This window comes from Streptococcus sp. IsoGale021, assembly GCF_031142795.1.
GTDB classification, from domain to species: Bacteria; Bacillota; Bacilli; order Lactobacillales; family Streptococcaceae; genus Streptococcus; species Streptococcus hominis.
The window spans coordinates 254,655-271,899 of the sequence record NZ_JAKZJH010000001.1; the positions used below are offsets into that span (position 1 = coordinate 254,655).

The following is a 17,245-nucleotide window of genomic DNA, read 5'->3' on the forward strand; positions in this document are numbered from 1 at the left end:
GTAGCACACACAAGGTCTTTAGGACTTTTTTCGTAATCTTTATAACAAAAAAGAAGCTGGGGAAATCCCAACTTCTGATAATCCATTGATTAAAGTTGTTTGTTGTAGTATTCAACGACAAGTGCTTCGTTGATTTCTGGGTTGATTTCATCGCGTTCTGGAAGGCGAGTCAATGAACCTTCTAATTTTTCAGCATCAAACGATACGAATGCCGGACGTCCAAGAGTTGCTTCAACTGCTTCAAGGATTGCAGGTACTTTAAGTGACTTTTCACGAACTGAAATCACTTGTCCAACAGATACGCGGTAGCTAGGAATATCTACACGTTTTCCGTCAACAAGGATATGACCATGGTTTACGAATTGACGAGCTTGACGACGAGTAGTCGCAAGACCAAGACGGTAAACAACGTTATCCAAACGGCGTTCCAAAAGAAGCATGAAGTTGAAACCAAGGATGCCTTCTTTGATCTTAGTAGCTTGAACAAACAAGTTACGGAATTGTTTTTCACCTACACCGTAAGTGAAACGAAGTTTTTGTTTTTCAGCTAATTGCAAACCATATTCTGACAATTTGCTACGGTTGTTTGGTCCATGTTGACCTGGTACGTAGTTACGACGTGCCAATTCTTTACCTGTACCTGTAAGTGAAAGACCCAAACGACGAGCTTGTTTCCAAGATGGTCCTGTATAACGTGACATAAACATGTCCTCCTGTAAAAATAATAATTTGAGGAAATAGTCACTTAGAAAGCCCTGATTCGTGCAGAACATTTTCGCCTAAACAGCCAAGGCTACTTTTATAGCTAATGTTCTGTTGACGAGCTTCATGCTCTCCTGCTGCTATTTCACACAAAAGCCATTATATCAAAAAAAATCCTATCTGTAAAGACGGATTTTACCAGATTATTTCTTTCTATGAAAATAACCTTTCTTTTTCAACAATTCTTCTATCGCAATTATATTTTGCTGTTCAGATGTTGCTAAAATAGTTTCAAATCCTAGACTTTTAGCGACATCTAAATTAACCTGTAGATCATCTATAAACACACATTGATTAGCTTGTAATGCGTATTGAGCTAGTAACTTTTGATAGATACTTTTATCTGGCTTTGCACACCCTACTTCGTAAGAAAGGATTTTACCAGTCAACACTTTCGTCATCGGTAATAAACCTGCATTTTCAACTGCATAAAATATCTCACTTGTAGTAGACAAAATATAAATGCCATATCCCAGCTGAACCCATTCAAAAATTTTCTCTTGTAGCTGATGATAAACATCCACTGTCTCATACCAATGAGTAAAAATGGCTTCAACAGTAGCAGAGTAAGAACTATCTAGTAATGTTTGAGCTGCCTGAATAGCTACTTCCAAAGTTAATTGTCCAGTATCTGTCTGAGCCCAGAACCCCGAATCAAAAATAGCAGCTTTGACGCACTTCCGGTCTTCTTCATCTTCTACAAAAGTAGCTAAAATCTTAGCGGGATTCCATTCAATTAAAACATTGCCAAAATCAAAAACTAGATTTTTAATCATTTTTCACTCCAGCTACATCACATCAAAGCAGTTTTTCGCCATTAAAACAAATTTATTCTCAATCCAAATAATGAATGAGATTTTTCTCTGTTAAAATATCTGAATAAGTATAAGATTCGACATAAGTGTTTTCAATCTCACCTGGTTGACCTCCATTACTTGTATATTCAACGATAAACAAAGAAGGATAAACTTCAATCAAGCGCCCTTGCTTATTTTTTTGACGTTTACGACCATTTTCAAGAGTCATTTCTACCATTTTGCCCTCATGGGCTTTGATTTCTTCTTTGATTTTTCTCATTTTTGCAACATCTGTAAATGCATCACTCATTATTTATTCCTCTCTCTTGGAAATACTTGAAAACTTATTGTATTCTTTTTGGAAAATCAATTCCACCGTGCCACGCGCACCGCTACGATTCTTTTCGATAATCACTTCAACTTTGTTGTTTGGAAGCCCTTCAGATTCTTCACCGCCGCGTTCATAGTAGTCATCTCGATATAAAAATGCGACAATATCTGCATCCTGCTCAATTGAACCAGACTCACGAATATCTGACAAAACAGGTCGTTTGTCCTGACGCTGTTCCACACTCCGTGACAATTGGCTCAGCGCAATGACTGGCACTTTCAACTCTTTTGCCAAAATCTTTAATTGACGAGAGATTTCAGAAACTTCCTGCTGACGATTTTCTCGACCAGTCCCTGTAATCAACTGCAAGTAGTCAATCAAGATCAATCCAAGATTTCCTGTTTCTTGCGCTAATTTTCGAGCACGCGAACGAATTTCTGTAATCCGAATTCCTGGCGTATCGTCAATGTAAATACTAGCTTCTGCTAGATTTCCTTGTGCAATCGCATACTTGCTCCATTCTTCATCCGTCAGTTGCCCTGTACGGATTGAATGCGATTCAATTAACCCCTCTGCTGCCAGCATTCGGTCTACTAGGCTTTCTGCCCCCATTTCTAAAGAAAAGATAGCAACTGTTTTATCCAGCTTTGTTCCAATATTTTGAGCAATATTGAGAGCAAAAGCTGTTTTACCAACCGCTGGACGAGCTGCCACGATGATTAACTCTTCTTCATGCAAACCCGTAGTCATGTGATCCAAGTCTTGATAACCTGTCGCAATCCCTGTAATATCAGAAGTTTGCTGAGACCGCGTTTCCAAGCTGCCAAAGTTAAGATTCAAAATCTCTTTAATATTTTTAAAGCCACTTCGACTAGCATTTTCACTAACATCGATCAGCGCTTTTTCAGCCCCAGCAATGATTTCATCTGCAGGACTAGAGCCATCATAAGCTAGATTGATAGAGTCTGTCAGCCGCGAAATCAACCGGCGCAAAACAGCTTTTTCTGCGACAATCTTAGCATAATATTCAGCATTGGCAGAAGTCGGCACTGAATTGACCACTTCAACCAAGTAAGACAAGCCACCGATATTTTGCAAATCACCCTGACTGTCCAAAATATTACGAACAGTTGTCGCATCAATGGCATCACCTCGATCTGCCAAGTCAATCATCGCTTTAAAAATTAACCGATTAGCATATTTAAAGAAGTCAGTTGGCTCGATATATTCACGAACAAAAACTAGCTTACTTTCATCAATAAAAATCGCACCTAAAACAGATTGCTCTGCTAAAATATCCTGCGGTTGTGCTCGCAATTCATCAATATCTGCCATAAGACCTCCTCTCTCAAAAAATATTCTTCAATTAACCTTCTTTTACACGTAAGTTAATCACACTTGTCACATCTTGATAAATTTTCACTGGCACATCAATCAAACCAACAGAACGAATAGGACTCTTGACTTGAATCAATCGTTTATCAATCTTAATTCCAAATTGCTTCTGCAACTCTTCAGCAATTTTTTTACTGGTAATAGAACCAAAAGTCCGTCCATCTGGTCCCACTTTTTCAGTAAATTCGACAATTGTACTTTCTGCTTCCAACTTTTCCTTAATGGCTTGCGCTTCAGCTAGCATTTCAGCGTGTGCTTTTTCTTCTGATTTTTGTTTTCCGCGAAGCTCGCCGATAGCTGCTGCAGTCGCCTCTTTTGCAAGATTTTTCTTAATCAGAAAATTCTGTGCATAGCCAGTAGGCACTTCTTTAATTTCACCTTTTTTTCCTTTACCTTTTACATCTGCTAAAAAGATTACTTTCATTCTTCTAACTCCTTATCTTTTAGTACTTCACGAACAATAATTTCATTCAGGCTATGAACCACCTGAGCAATTGTCTGGTCAGGAATTTGCGCTGCCGCCAAATTAAAATGACCGCCGCCACCCAGTTCTTCCATGATACGTTGGACATTGATTTTACTACGACTACGAGCAGATATCGATATACTATTTTGTTTGTTTTTGCTGACAACAAAACTAGCTTCAATCCCTGACATAGCTAACATAGCATCTGCTGCTTTACTAATAACAACTGTATCATAGCATTTTTCTTCTGCTCCGGTAGCGACGAGTACATTTGGCAAGATTTTCTTACCATTTAAAATTAGCTCATTCACTTCACGGTACTCATCAAAGTCTGTGGCAGAAATATCTTGAATGGCTACGCTATCACTTCCGCGCGTGCGCAAATAGCTCGCTACATCAAACGTCCGACTCGTTACACGAGAAGAAAACTTCTTCGTATCCAGCATAATCCCAGCCATCAACACACTAGCCTGCATTTTACTCAAGCGTCTTGTCTTAGAATTTTGGAATTGAATCAACTCTGTTACCAATTCACAGGCACTGCTTGCTCCACTTTCGATATAAGTGATAACAGCATTTTCCGGAAAATCTTGATCTCTTCTGTGGTGATCAATGACAATAATTTGGTTAAACAAATCATAAAATTCTTTTGATAAAGTCAGAGCTGTTTTTGAATGATCCACCATAATCAACAGAGAACGATTGGTCACCATTGTCATCGCATCAGCGACCGAAAGAAGATTGGTCTCCCCTTCATCCTGCAGTTTGCGAACTGCTCGATCAATATCCGCAGCCATTTGATGAGGATCATAAACAGCATAAGTCTGATCAATAATATTACTAGCAAATACTTGCATTCCCACAGCAGAACCAAGCGCATCCATATCCAAATTTTTGTGCCCAACTACAAAAACTTGGTCCACACTTTTAATCTTATCCGAAATAGCAGTCATCATAGCGCGCGTGCGAGTACGTGTCCGTTTCACCGATGCAGCTGAGCCACCACCAAAGTAAACAGGATTCTTTGACTCATCATTTTCTTTAACAACAGCCTGATCACCACCACGAACTTCAGCAAGATTCAAGTTTAAGAGAGCCACTTTACCAATTTGCTCATGATTACTATCACCATAAGAGAAGCCCATACTCAATGTGAGAGGAATTTCCCGCTTTTTAGCTTCTTCTCTAAACTGATCAATAACTGCAAACTTATTTTGCATTAACCGATCTAGCACCGTGTAATCCGTAAAAATATAGAAACGATCCATTCCAACACGACGAGAAAACATAGCATATTTTCCTGCAAATTCAGAGACAAAATTTGCAATAAAGCTATTAATGTGGCTAATATCTGAATCTGAGACGACGTCCTCTAAATCATCATAATTATCAACTGAAATAATACCAATAACTGGTCTCGTCGTTACTAATTCTGAAGTTGCCTCATACTCATTAGATGCATCAAAAAAGTAAAACACACTTGAAGCATGATCTAAGTAGACCGAATATTTTGTATCCCCAATTGTTGCATACGACCCAGCACCCTCAGATGGTGTTTTGGTAATTTTTTGCAGCAAATCCACATCAAATTCACCGTCTTCATTGGTAAGAATCAACTCTGCGTAAGGATTAAACCATTCTACATTTCCAGATGTTTGATCAACTTTTACAACACCAACCGGCATTCTTTCAAGCAATGATGCCAAACTATTTTCTGCTTGATCATTCACATACTGGATTTGTTCCACTTCATCAATTTCATAACTTTTTTGTTGGTAAATCAATAGAAAAATCAAAAGAGCAAGCACTAAAAAGAGTGCAGATAACATCAGAATGCTGCTACCAAAAACTCGTAATAAAATAGCTAAAATTCCAAAGGAAATAACGCCCATGATTACAAAATGAATTGGAGTAAAACGAAATTTTTTCATCATAAACCTCTTAACCGCCATTTTACCACAAAAGCTCTAAAAAAGCGAGTTTTCCCTTATTAAAGCAAACCAAATAATACTGTCAAACATTAGAAAAAATTAAATCTTCCTGCATCCCTTTGATTACTTTACAAGAAAGAATGCCTGATTTTCCCATTAAACTAACTTTATTTCTCTGGTGGTTTACAGTCTTGTCAAGTATTATTGACGAAAAAATACTTGCTCAGAAATGTGAACAAGCATCTTCATCATTTATTTTTTTGCTTTTTCTTGATTTTTTGAGATACTTCGTGATTTACCTTCCAAATAAACCATCAAAATCGAAATATCCGCTGGATTGACACCTGAAATCCGACTAGCTTGACCAATTGTTTCTGGGTTTATTTTCTTAAATTTCTGACGAGCTTCTGTCGCAATGGAATCAATATCATCCCAGTCAATGTTTGCTGGTATCCGTTTTTCTTCCATTCGTTTCATCTTCCCAACCTGATCCAACGCCTTGGAAATATAGCCTTCATATTTAACTTCAGTTTCAATCAATTCAATAATCTTTTCATCTAAAACTTCAGCTGCTGAACCGACAAACTTGACAACATCTTGATATGAAACTTCTGGCCGACGCAAAAATTCTTTCGCTGTAACTGCGTCTGTCAATGGTTTAAAGCCTAATTTTTCAACCATTTCATTCGTTTCTTTAATTGGCTTTAATTTAATAGTGCTCAAGCGCTTCATTTCAGTTTCATATTGATGTTTCTTAATTTCAAAACGCAGCCAGCGCTCATCATCAACCAATCCTACTTTACGTCCAATTTCAGTCAATCGCATATCTGCATTGTCGTGTCGTAAAATGAGACGATATTCAGCACGGCTTGTCAAAAGACGATACGGCTCTACCGTTCCCTTAGTGACCAAGTCATCAATCATGACCCCAATATAACCATCACTGCGTTTCAAAATCAGTTCTGGCTTTCCTTGAACTTTCAGAGCTGCATTGATTCCTGCAACAATGCCTTGTCCCGCTGCTTCTTCATAACCAGACGTCCCATTCGTTTGTCCAGCTGTAAACAAACCTGAGATTTTCTTAGTTTCTAGAGTGGCGCGAAGCTGATGTGGCATAATCATATCGTATTCAATCGCATAGCCAGTTCGCATCAATTCAGCATTTTCAAGTCCTTTAATAGAATGCACTAAATCTTTTTGAACATCTTCTGGCAAACTCGTTGACAACCCCTGAATATAAACTTCTTCTGTATCTCGCCCTTCTGGCTCCAAGAAAAGTTGGTGACGCTCTTTATCTGCAAAACGAACAATTTTGTCTTCAATTGACGGGCAGTAACGTGGTCCTACACCTTTCACCATTCCTGAAAACATTGGTGCACGGTAAAGGTTGTTTTGAATAATTTCATGACTTCTTCCATTAGTATAAGTTAGCCAACAAGGAATCTGATCTTTGAGGTAATCCTCATCGTGAGAAGTATAGGAAAAGTGGTTCGCTTTTTCATCTCCAGGCTGAATATCCGTTTCTTCATAATTGATAGAAGAGGCTTTCACACGTGGTGGAGTCCCTGTTTTAAAACGCCCAATTTCAAACCCTAAATCACGTAAATTGTCTGCTAAGTTAATTGCAGCTAAACTATGATTAGGACCAGAAGAATACTTCAAATCTCCAATAATAATTTCTCCACGCAGAGCTGTACCGGTTGTTACGACAACTGCCTGTGCAGCAAACTCTTGGTGCGTGGCTGTTTTCACACCAACGACTTTCCCATTCTCAACTAGAATCTCATCTATAATAGTTTGACGCAAAGTGAGATTTTCTTGATGTTGAACCGTCTTGCGCATTTCTTTAGAATAAAGTTCCTTATCTGCTTGGGCACGAAGAGCACGAACCGCTGGACCTTTCCCAGTATTGAGCATCTTCATTTGAATATAAGTTTTATCTATATTCTTAGCCATCTCTCCACCTAGAGCATCCACTTCACGTACAACGATCCCCTTAGCAGATCCTCCAATAGAAGGATTACAAGGCATAAAAGCTAGCATTTCAATATTGATTGTCGCAAGTAGGACTTTACAGCCCATTCGACTGGCTGCTAACGAAGCCTCAACACCTGCATGCCCTGCGCCAATTACGACAATATCATAACTTTCAGTAAAATTGTGTGTCATCTTTTCTTTCCTTATTTTTTCACCAAAAAAGTCAAACCTCTAGAAGTGCAGGACAAAAAGCCTGCAACATCCATGAGCTTTGACCATCATAGTTATTGCTATATCCATTTTAGCAGATTGCTAAAAAATGTCAATCTAAATATACTGTTGAAGTTTACCATCTTTATAGGCATTGTCAATCAAGCCACCACCAAGACACTCTTCTTCATCATAAAATACAACGGCTTGTCCAGGTGTAATAGCACGTTGAGGTTCTGCAAAGTTGACAATTGCCTGGTCACCCTTTACAGTTACTGTAACCTTAGAATCTGGCTGACGATAACGAAACTTAGCTGTACATTCCATAGTAAACTCAGCTGGCATTTCTCTTGTAAAATGTACTTGACTAGCGTCAAGACTCGTTGACATCAAGTTGTCATGGTAAAAACCTTGACCAACATAAAGAATATTTTGACTGAGATCCTTACCCACTACAAACCAAGGTTCATTATCCCCGCCATGCTGACCACCAATACCAAGGCCACCACGCTGACCAATTGTATAATACATTAAACCAGCATGTTCACCCATATCTCGACCATCAACTGTCATCATGCGACCAGGTTGAGCCGGTAAATAGTTTCCTAGGAATTCTTTAAAGTTTTTCTCACCAATAAAGCAGATGCCAGTTGAATCTTTTTTCTTAGCAGTAGCTAATCCTGCTTTCTCTGCAATAGCTCGAACTTCAGACTTTTCTAAATGTCCCAAAGGGAACATCGTTTTTTGCAGCTGCTCTTGTGATAACTGACTAAGGAAATAAGTCTGATCTTTGCCATTATCCACTCCTCGCAGCATATGAACAATTCCGTCTTCATCGCGCTTTACACGCGCATAGTGACCTGTTGCCACATAATCCGCTCCCAATGTCATAGCATAGTCCAAAAAAGCTTTGAACTTAATTTCTTTGTTGCACATGACATCTGGATTCGGGGTTCTACCAGCTCGATATTCAGCTAAGAAATATTCAAAAACGCGATTCCAATACTCTTTTTCAAAGTTGACAGAATAATAGGGAATGCCAATTTGGTCTGCCACAGCTGCTACGTCTTTATAGTCCTCTGTAGCCGTACAGACCCCATTTTCGTCAGTGTCGTCCCAATTTTTCATGAAAATGCCAATCACGTCATAGCCCTGCTCCTTTAACAAAAGAGCCGTAACTGACGAATCCACACCGCCACTCATTCCGACAACGACACGTGTTTTAGAATGATCACTCATAGTGTTCTCCCATCTTTTCGTTATTTCACGATTGAAGGTCGTGTTTTGCTTTCAACGATTGAAGGTCGCTTAGAGCAAGGTTTATTATAACACGAAATAACCTTAAGAACAAATTTCAATAACCAGACATCAATAACTTTACACTACTATAAACTAAAAATTCAGTGGATAAACTATTAAATCAGTGAATGAAACAATAGAAATTCTATCAAAAGGGCGAATCTAGTGAGCAACTTTCAGCCTCTATCTACAGTCTGAAAATGGTGCTTTTAGTCGTAAACTACTATATTAAAGCCTTGCTTTCATCACAAAAAGGTTGAGACATTTTGTCCCAACCTCAATCATTTTTTGTATTCATCAATACCAGCCATTTGCTAACCAGAAAGTCTTAGCAGCTGACCAAGAACCATAACGACCCGCTACATAAGCGTCTGCTACTTTTTCTTGATTCTCTGCTGACAAGTCACCATTTAAATATGATAAACTCAATTGGTAACGACCATAATATTGTCCATTTTGGGCTGTATAACTGCCACTTGATTCTTTTTGCGCAATCCATTCTTTTGCAGCCGCATCTTCAGCACTCAGACCAGATGTGGTAGTTGTAGAATTACTTGACTCCGCAGTTGTAGTGCTTGTAGCGGTGTTATCTAATTCCAATACCTGCCCAACACTAATCAGATGAATATTGCTAATCTTATTTTTCTGAGCAATTTGATCAACTGTTGTATTATGTGACGCAGCAATAGCTGAAAGAGTATCTCCAGATTTTACTGTATAGCTATCCGCATTTGCAAGTGTAGGAAGAAAGAACAGCACTGTTGCTGCTAAGCTCATTAAACCTACTTTTGTTTTTTTATTTGTGTTATTTAAATTCAATATCATTTAAATTCTCCTTTTCTATGATAGAACTATCATATACCTTAATTATTACTATTGTTTTTTCCTTTCATTAAAAATATTACAAACAAATTGAAGAGAGACTAAAATCCACCCTATATTTCTTTGCTTTAAGGTTACTATAAGAAAAGTGACCTTAAAGATGGTCTAGAATTTACATCACATCTATTTTGTCAAATAAAAAAACAAAAAAAAATACTGAATTTTGATATAATGAAGATAATGAACTTATAAGGAATTACAATGAACTCACTAAAATTTCAATCTGTTTTTGATATTATTGGACCTGTTATGATTGGTCCATCTAGTAGTCATACTGCAGGAGCTGTTCGTATCGGAAAAATTGTCTCGTCTATCTTTGATGACGAACCAACAGAAGTTGAATTCCAACTATTTAATTCTTTTGCGAAAACTTATCGGGGACATGGTACAGACCTGGCTCTTGTAGCTGGGATTCTCGGAATGGATACAGATGACCCTGATATTCCAAATAGCCTAGAAATTGCTCATAAAAGAGGGATTAAAATTGTCTGGACTATTCAAAAAGATAGCAATGCTCCACACCCAAATACAGCTAAAATCACCGTAAAAAACGACCACAAAACGATTAGTGTTACTGGTATTTCTATTGGTGGTGGAAATATTCAGGTAACTGAATTAAATGGTTTTTCTATTTCACTCAGCATGAACACTCCAACAATCATTATCGTTCACCAGGACGTACCTGGAATGATTGCTCATGTTACTGAAGCACTTTCTCGTTATAACATCAATATCGCACAGATGAATGTCACAAGAGAAAAAGCAGGTGAAAAAGCAATTATGATCATTGAAGTTGACAGTCGCAGCTGTGATGGAGCTATTGAGGAAATCAAGAAAATTCCTAAACTTCATAATGTCAATTTCTTTAAATAGGAGAGTTTATGTTTTATTCAATCAAAGAATTAGTGGAGCAAGCAGATTTAGACTTTCAGGGTAGCGTTGCCGAACTTATGATTGCTACTGAATACGAACTGACAGGTCGTGAACGAGATGAAGTCTTACGCTTGATGACTAGAAATCTAGAAGTTATGAAAGCTTCTGTCGTTATGGGATTAGATGAAAGTAAATCTCGGAGTGGTTTAACAGGTGGCGATGCAGCCAAACTCCACAAATATATTCAATCAGGAAAAACTATTTCGGACTATACTGTCTTGACGGCAGCTAAAAATGCTATTGCTGTCAATGAATACAATGCTAAAATGGGGTTGGTCTGTGCAACACCAACAGCAGGAAGTGCTGGTTGTTTACCCGCTGTCCTTACATCTGCTATCGAAAAATTAAGCCTTACTGAAAAACAACAACTAGACTTTTTATTAACAGCTGGAGCTTTCGGTCTAGTCATCGCTAATAATGCTTCTATTTCAGGAGCTGAAGGGGGCTGTCAAGCAGAAGTTGGATCAGCCTCAGCCATGAGTTCAGCAGCACTTGTTTTGGCAGCAGGTGGTACCCCATTTCAAGCCAGCCAGGCGATTTGTTTTGTGATTAAGAATATGCTTGGATTAATCTGTGACCCCGTTGCAGGATTAGTAGAAGTTCCCTGTGTCAAACGAAATGCTATGGGAGCTAGCTACGCTTTCATTGCCGCTGATATGGCTTTAGCAGGTATTGAATCAAAAATTCCCGTTGACGAAATAGTTGACGCTATGTATCAAGTTGGAGCAAGTATGCCAACTGCCTTCCGTGAAACTGCTGAAGGTGGATTGGCGGCTACACCTACTGGTCGTAGATTGTCCAAAGAAATTTTTGGAGAATAACTTTCTCCAAAAAAGGAAAAAGTTTACAACTCTGTAAACATGAATTTAGACTATGCAAAATTTTAAATATATTTTTTTCGATTTAGATGGAACACTTGTTGACAGTTCTGTAGGAATCAAGAATGCTTTCCAGTACGCATTCACTTCACTAAATATCAAAGCCCCTGATAGCAAAGAGCTGGATACTTTCATTGGACCACCTTTAGAAGTTAGTTTCGTTTCTGTAGTGCCAGAGACCAACGTCAATCAAGCTATTGCTTTCTTTAGAGAATACTATAAAAATAACGGTGTTTTTGAAGCTCAACTTTACAAAGGTATAAAAGAACTGTTGTTAGAATTAGAACATTCGGATTACCATGTCTATATTACCACTAGTAAAAATGAACCAATGGCTCATAAAATGGCACAATACCTAGAAATTGATAAACATTTTAATGGTATCTTCGGCTCTCTTCCAAATTCTTATCATAAAGCAGATGTTATAACTCGTGCTTTAAATAATTCTCATGCTAATCTTAAGCAATCTATCATTGTTGGGGATACAAAATTTGATATGATTGGTGGAAAATCAGTCGGAATTGCTACTTTAGGAGTTCTGTGGGGATTTGGAAACAAGAAAGAATTAACTGACAATGGGGCAGATTTTATCTCAGATTCACCTCAGAAAATTTTAACGGCTTTGGTAAATAATACTTTACATGAATTGTAAACCATCTTTACAATATACAATCAAAGATTCTAAAACAAACAACTATGTTTGCTGAGCCAATCACTCATAGAAAAAGACGAATCATCTTTTACTCAATGATTCGTCTTTTTGTTTACTCATTTATCATAAAATTTTGCTTAATAGTTCCAAGCTGAAAGACCTTGAGCATTATAAGCACGGTAAGCAGATTGAATCTGATCATCTACTGTTGCTGTTGACCCCCAACCTGGCATAGTTTGGAAAAGACCACTAGCTCCTGATGGGTTATAAGCATTTACTTGTCCATTTGACTCACGAGCAATGATATGTTCCCAAGTTGATGCTGGGACACCTGTCAATTCTGCCATACGAGCAGCTGCATAAGATCCCGTAGCACCAGCAGTATTTCCATTAGGAAGAACAACATTTGAAGAAGTGTTTGCAGCCGGTTGCGAATAGGTAGTGGAAGCAGCAGGTGCGTTATATGTCACATCTTCATAAGTTACAGCTTCTTCTGTTGTAGTTTCTGTTGAAACTTCTGAATTTTTCTCTTCATCAAGTTCTAAAATTTGCCCAACTTTAATCAAGTCAGGATTTTCAATTTTATTGAGCTCAACAATTTTTTCAACTGATGTGTTTTTTTCTTTAGCGATTTCTGATAAAGTGTCACCTGATTTAACAGTATAAGATTCAGCACTTGCAATAGCTCCCGTTGCAAAAAAGGCAACTGCCGTAAAAAGTCCTGATAAAGTCCATTTCATTGATTTTGTATTCATGTATATATCAATTTCTCCTTTTTTCGTATAATACTATATTACACATAAAATATTACTCTAATCTTATAATTGTATTACAAAGATTACAGAAATATTGATTTTATACGCCAAAAACGCCCTTCAAGGCGTTTTTTAGCTAACAATAATATAAGTTTTTTAACTTTTTAAGAAAAATAACATCAAACCTAAAGCAAACATAATAAAAATAGAAAGGGTATCTGCTTTTTTCCACCTCAATTGACGATAACGACTTCTTCCTACACCACCTTGATAACCTCTCGCTTCCATAGCAGTTGCCAAAGCATCCGCACGTTTAAAGCTAGAAGCAAATAACGGAATTAAAATCGGAATAATTGATTTTACTTTTTGAACAATATTTCCTTCACCAAAATCAACCCCACGCGCCCTTTGAGCATTCATAATCCGTGTCGTATCATCCATCAAAGTAGGAACGAAACGTAAACTCATTGATAACATCAACCCTATTTCATGAACGGGTACCTTTAATGCTACTAAAGGCTGCAATAATGATTCAACTGCGTCTGCCAAACTAAGTGGCATTGTTGTTAAAGTCAATAAGGTAGAGAATATAATAATTAAAAGAAAACGACTAAAAATGATACCCGCTTGAGCCAGACCTACTTCAGTAATTCTAATAAAGCCAAATTGAAATAAAGTCGTGCCACCAGATGTAAAAAGTAGTTGAAACAAAGTAGTAAAAGCAATCAAAAAGACCATAGATCTTAATCCTTTAAGGAAAAAGCCTAAAGGAATCTTGGAAAGTCCAACTAATACTATTGTAAAGACGAATAGTAGTCCATTGGTTACAATATTATTTGCCAAAAAAATAATTAAAATAAAGAAAAACATTGACAAAAGTTTACTGCGAGGATCTAATCGATGAATGATTGAATTTCCAGAAACATATCGCCCCAAAATCATACTATCCATGTAGTAACTCCTTAAATTCTTCTATGGTGATAGGTAAATACGGAAGAGTTAACCCTCTATTTTTTAATTCTTGTACAAATTTTGTAATTTTGGGGACTCCTAGTTGAATACTTTCCATAAATGCTACATCTTGAAAAACTTGCCGAGGCTCTCCGCTTTTGACTAATCTTCCTTTTTCCATCACATAAACCGTATCTGCAAAATTAGCGACATCATCCATCAAATGCGTTACCAAAACAATGGTCATTCCTGCTTCATGTAATCGTTTAAATAAACTCATCAATTCTTTTCGTCCAGCAGGATCTAAGCCTGCTGTTGGCTCATCCAATACAAGAATATCTGGCTCCATGGCTAGGATACCAGCTATGGCTACTCGACGCATTTGTCCCCCAGACAGTTCAAACGGGCTTCGTTCAAATAATTCTTCTGAAATTCCGACAAGAGTTAATTTTTCACGTGCTAAACGTTCAGCATCTTCTTTTGATACTCCAAAATTTTGTGGACCAAAAGCAACATCTTTTAAAACGGTCTCATCAAAAATCTGACTTTCAGCAAACTGAAAAACCAATCCTACTTTTCTACGTACTTGTTTAATATCTTTGTTTACAGATGTGGAAGTAATTTTGACATCATCAATCACAACACTTCCTTCAGTCGGGACTAAAAGCCCATTCAGCAATTGTAAAATAGTTGATTTCCCACTACCTGTATGACCAACCAAAGCAGTATATGAGCCATCTTTTATTTCTAAATTGACTTTAAAAAGGGCAGGACCCTCAAAGGGAGTGCCTGCTTGATAAGTATAACTTACATTTTCTAAAGTGATTCCCATAAATAATCCTGCAATTCTTTTTCTGTTAAATAGCGCTCTGGCAATTGAAAGCCTGAATTCAGCAAAGTTTCCTTTACTTGATTTGTAAAAGGTTCATCTAAACCTAAATCTTCTAAATCCACTCGTGAGAAAAGCTCACTTGGTGTGCTGGTTGATTCCACCTGACCTTCCTTCATCACCAAAACTCGGTCACTAAGAGCCACCTCATCCAAATCATGCGTGATAGAAATAACAGTCATTCCATGTCGATCTTTAATCTTTTTAACTGTCTGGATCAACTCTAAACGCCCTTCCGGATCCAACATACTAGTTGCTTCATCTAAAATAATGATGTCAGGACGCAAAGCAACCACACCAGCAATAGCCACGCGCTGCTTTTGCCCACCTGAAAGTCTTGCAGGTTCACGCTCTTTAAAATCTTGCATTCCAACAATGTCTAATGCTTCTTGAACTCTGTCAAACATTATTTGGTAATCCATTCCTTGATTTTCCAAACCAAAGGCAACATCATCCTCAACAGTCGCCCCCACAAATTGATTATCTGGATTTTGAAAAACCATCCCAATATGCTGGCGCTTTTCCCATACATTTTCAAGAGTTAATTTATCTCCATCAATGATAATCTCGCCACTTTCTGCCTCCAACAAGCCATCTATTAAACGAATCGTCGTAGACTTGCCACTGCCATTATGCCCCACAATAGACAGCCACTCTCCTTGTTTCACGTGAAACGTCACATCCTTGAGAATATAATCATCTACATGATGATCGTATTTATACTTTAAATGCTGAACTTCAATGATATTTTTCATATTATCTAAATGTATCTTTAAAAAGATAGGCACTTCCTTTGAAGTAGTCATAACCCGAATAAATCGTAAAAATCAATGCAATATATAGCAAAACTTGTCCTAGCAGTGTCCAGTGCAATAACAGAAAAATAATGGAAAACATCTGCGTAAATGTTTTTATTTTCCCTGGCATAGCAGCAGCTAAGACTGTCCCTCCAGTTTCAACCAACAATAGCCGCAAACCTGTCACAGCTAACTCACGACAGATGATAACTGCAACAACCCAAGCAGGTGCTATATTCATTTCAATCAACATAATAAAAGCTGACATGACCAATAACTTATCTGCCATCGGATCAGCAAATTTCCCAAAATTTGTTACAACCTTCCATTTACGAGCCAAATATCCATCCAAATAATCTGTAATGCTGGCTACTGCAAAAATAATCGCTGCAAAGACATGCATTCCAACAGAGTGACCCAAGGATAGTACTAAAATAAAAATTGGAATTAAAGCAATCCGCAAAAGAGTTAAAGCATTGGGAATATTTTCTTTTTTCATTTTCTTTTCCTTAATTGTTTATTATAAGTGTAATTGTACCTGTCAAACTTGTCAAGCCTGACGTATCAATCTGTTGATTATCAATTGTAATGGTCACACCTTGAACCACACCAAGAGTAATTGTTGAGGTAGTGCCTGGTGAAATAGTGGTTGACACACTTTGATTCTCAGGACTTAATATTGCCCCACCTTCTAAGTCTGTACCTGTAACACTTACCCAACTAGTTGCATCAGTAACTGATAGTTTTAAATTGACAGAGCTTGTTGCACCTGTTAAGGTTGCTGTCAAGTTGTTACCATTTCCTGATACAGTCAAATTTGTATTTGAACTGCCAGAAGATTCACTAGAAGTTGCCTCACTAGTCGAACTAGAAGAAGTAGTTGTCTGTTTGTTTACAACACTATAACTTGATGAAGGAGTGGTTGTTAATGAGTTATGGTGAACGTATGTCCAAACATAATAACTAACAAAAGATAAAATAGCTAATGCAAGAATCGTCAGATAAAATAATGGTAAAAAAGAAGTTCGTTGTTTTTTTGTTCTTCGACTTCTAAAATTCTCTTCCTCATCAACATCCACTTCATCATAAGTAATCATGTTTCCTTCTTCATAAGCATCAAGAATAATTCGCTCATCTAAATCAACAGCCCAAGCATATTTTCTTAGAAAAGAACGAGCATAGAAAGGACTGGGAAGACGATCAAAATCATCAGCTTCCATAGCTTCCAGTAGCTCTAACTGAATATCTGTTTTCTTTTGTAAATCTTCCAAGCTCATTCCTTGATTAATACGAGCTAACCTCAGGACTTCACCGATTGTTTTCTTTCTCATACACACTAG

General features: G+C 37.6%; 18 protein-coding genes. 3 read left to right on the forward strand and 15 right to left on the reverse strand.

All coding sequences use genetic code 11. The features are described 5' to 3' along the window. Positions 1-89: 89 nt before the first annotated feature. The 9 genes from rpsD to RG565_RS01410 form a co-directional block, all read right to left on the reverse strand. Positions 90-701 (reverse strand): 30S ribosomal protein S4, encoded by a 612-nt coding sequence (rpsD, locus tag RG565_RS01370; RefSeq protein ID WP_247936903.1) that lies wholly within the window; start codon positions 699-701, stop codon positions 90-92. A 204-nt stretch (positions 702-905) separates the two neighbouring features. Further along, positions 906-1,538 carry an HAD family phosphatase gene (locus RG565_RS01375; protein ID WP_247936904.1) on the reverse strand — a complete coding sequence of 211 codons (633 nt, stop codon included), beginning with the start codon at positions 1,536-1,538 and terminating at the stop codon, positions 906-908. A 58-nt stretch (positions 1,539-1,596) separates the two neighbouring features. Continuing rightward, on the reverse strand, positions 1,597-1,869 hold the full coding sequence (locus RG565_RS01380) for a Veg family protein (RefSeq protein ID WP_003027868.1): 273 nt from the start codon (positions 1,867-1,869) through the stop codon (positions 1,597-1,599). Between the two features lie 3 nt (positions 1,870-1,872). Next, positions 1,873-3,225, reverse strand: coding sequence for a replicative DNA helicase (dnaB, locus tag RG565_RS01385; RefSeq protein ID WP_247936905.1), 1,353 nt, complete (start codon positions 3,223-3,225; stop codon positions 1,873-1,875). Between the two features lie 31 nt (positions 3,226-3,256). Continuing rightward, positions 3,257-3,709: a 50S ribosomal protein L9 gene (rplI, locus tag RG565_RS01390; protein ID WP_003040525.1), complete on the reverse strand. Its 453-nt coding sequence runs from the start codon at positions 3,707-3,709 to the stop codon at positions 3,257-3,259. Further along, positions 3,706-5,682: a DHH family phosphoesterase gene (locus tag RG565_RS01395; RefSeq protein ID WP_247936925.1), complete on the reverse strand. Its 1,977-nt coding sequence runs from the start codon at positions 5,680-5,682 to the stop codon at positions 3,706-3,708. Before RG565_RS01395 ends, rplI begins: the two co-directional genes overlap by 4 nt. A gap of 252 nt (positions 5,683-5,934) precedes the next feature. Then, entirely contained in the window at positions 5,935-7,851 is a 1,917-nt protein-coding gene (gene mnmG, locus RG565_RS01400; RefSeq protein ID WP_247936906.1) for a tRNA uridine-5-carboxymethylaminomethyl(34) synthesis enzyme MnmG, read from the reverse strand. Between the two features lie 135 nt (positions 7,852-7,986). Then, entirely contained in the window at positions 7,987-9,132 is a 1,146-nt protein-coding gene (gene mnmA, locus RG565_RS01405; protein WP_268732164.1) for a tRNA 2-thiouridine(34) synthase MnmA, read from the reverse strand. A 333-nt stretch (positions 9,133-9,465) separates the two neighbouring features. Beyond that, on the reverse strand, positions 9,466-9,993 hold the full coding sequence (locus RG565_RS01410; protein ID WP_049507219.1) for a LysM domain-containing protein: 528 nt from the start codon (positions 9,991-9,993) through the stop codon (positions 9,466-9,468). Between the two features lie 258 nt (positions 9,994-10,251). Here RG565_RS01410 and sdaAB point away from each other — a divergent pair, with 258 nt between their 5' ends. The 3 genes from sdaAB to RG565_RS01425 are packed head-to-tail and all read left to right on the forward strand — an operon-like array spanning position 10,252 to position 12,513. Further along, a complete protein-coding gene (sdaAB, locus tag RG565_RS01415) occupies positions 10,252-10,923 on the forward strand; it encodes an L-serine ammonia-lyase, iron-sulfur-dependent subunit beta (RefSeq protein WP_059221662.1) in 672 nt (223 codons plus the stop codon). Positions 10,924-10,931: 8 nt separating this feature from the next. Continuing rightward, positions 10,932-11,804 (forward strand): L-serine ammonia-lyase, iron-sulfur-dependent, subunit alpha, encoded by an 873-nt coding sequence (gene sdaAA, locus RG565_RS01420; RefSeq protein WP_247936908.1) that lies wholly within the window; start codon positions 10,932-10,934, stop codon positions 11,802-11,804. Positions 11,805-11,856: 52 nt separating this feature from the next. Continuing rightward, the gene (locus RG565_RS01425; RefSeq protein ID WP_247936909.1) at positions 11,857-12,513 is read left to right on the forward strand and encodes an HAD hydrolase-like protein; all 657 of its coding nucleotides are present in this window, start codon (positions 11,857-11,859) and stop codon (positions 12,511-12,513) included. A 137-nt stretch (positions 12,514-12,650) separates the two neighbouring features. Here RG565_RS01425 and RG565_RS01430 read toward each other — a convergent pair whose 3' ends face one another. The 6 genes from RG565_RS01430 to rodZ form a co-directional block, all read right to left on the reverse strand. Further along, positions 12,651-13,268 (reverse strand): LysM peptidoglycan-binding domain-containing protein, encoded by a 618-nt coding sequence (locus RG565_RS01430; RefSeq protein WP_003027878.1) that lies wholly within the window; start codon positions 13,266-13,268, stop codon positions 12,651-12,653. A 156-nt stretch (positions 13,269-13,424) separates the two neighbouring features. Beyond that, positions 13,425-14,219 (reverse strand): energy-coupling factor transporter transmembrane protein EcfT, encoded by a 795-nt coding sequence (locus RG565_RS01435; protein ID WP_247936910.1) that lies wholly within the window; start codon positions 14,217-14,219, stop codon positions 13,425-13,427. Beyond that, the gene (locus RG565_RS01440) at positions 14,212-15,051 is read right to left on the reverse strand and encodes an energy-coupling factor transporter ATPase (protein ID WP_268732161.1); all 840 of its coding nucleotides are present in this window, start codon (positions 15,049-15,051) and stop codon (positions 14,212-14,214) included. Before RG565_RS01440 ends, RG565_RS01435 begins: the two co-directional genes overlap by 8 nt. Next, complete coding sequence (locus RG565_RS01445; protein ID WP_070670722.1) at positions 15,036-15,863, reverse strand: energy-coupling factor ABC transporter ATP-binding protein; 828 nt, start codon at positions 15,861-15,863, stop codon at positions 15,036-15,038. The genes RG565_RS01440 and RG565_RS01445 overlap by 16 nt, the downstream gene beginning before the upstream one ends. 1 nt (position 15,864) lies before the next feature. After that, positions 15,865-16,404 carry a CDP-diacylglycerol--glycerol-3-phosphate 3-phosphatidyltransferase gene (gene pgsA, locus RG565_RS01450; RefSeq protein WP_003027883.1) on the reverse strand — a complete coding sequence of 180 codons (540 nt, stop codon included), beginning with the start codon at positions 16,402-16,404 and terminating at the stop codon, positions 15,865-15,867. 10 nt (positions 16,405-16,414) lie between these two features. Continuing rightward, positions 16,415-17,236 (reverse strand): cytoskeleton protein RodZ, encoded by an 822-nt coding sequence (rodZ, locus tag RG565_RS01455; protein ID WP_049533455.1) that lies wholly within the window; start codon positions 17,234-17,236, stop codon positions 16,415-16,417. Between the last annotated feature and the right edge of the window lie 9 nt (positions 17,237-17,245).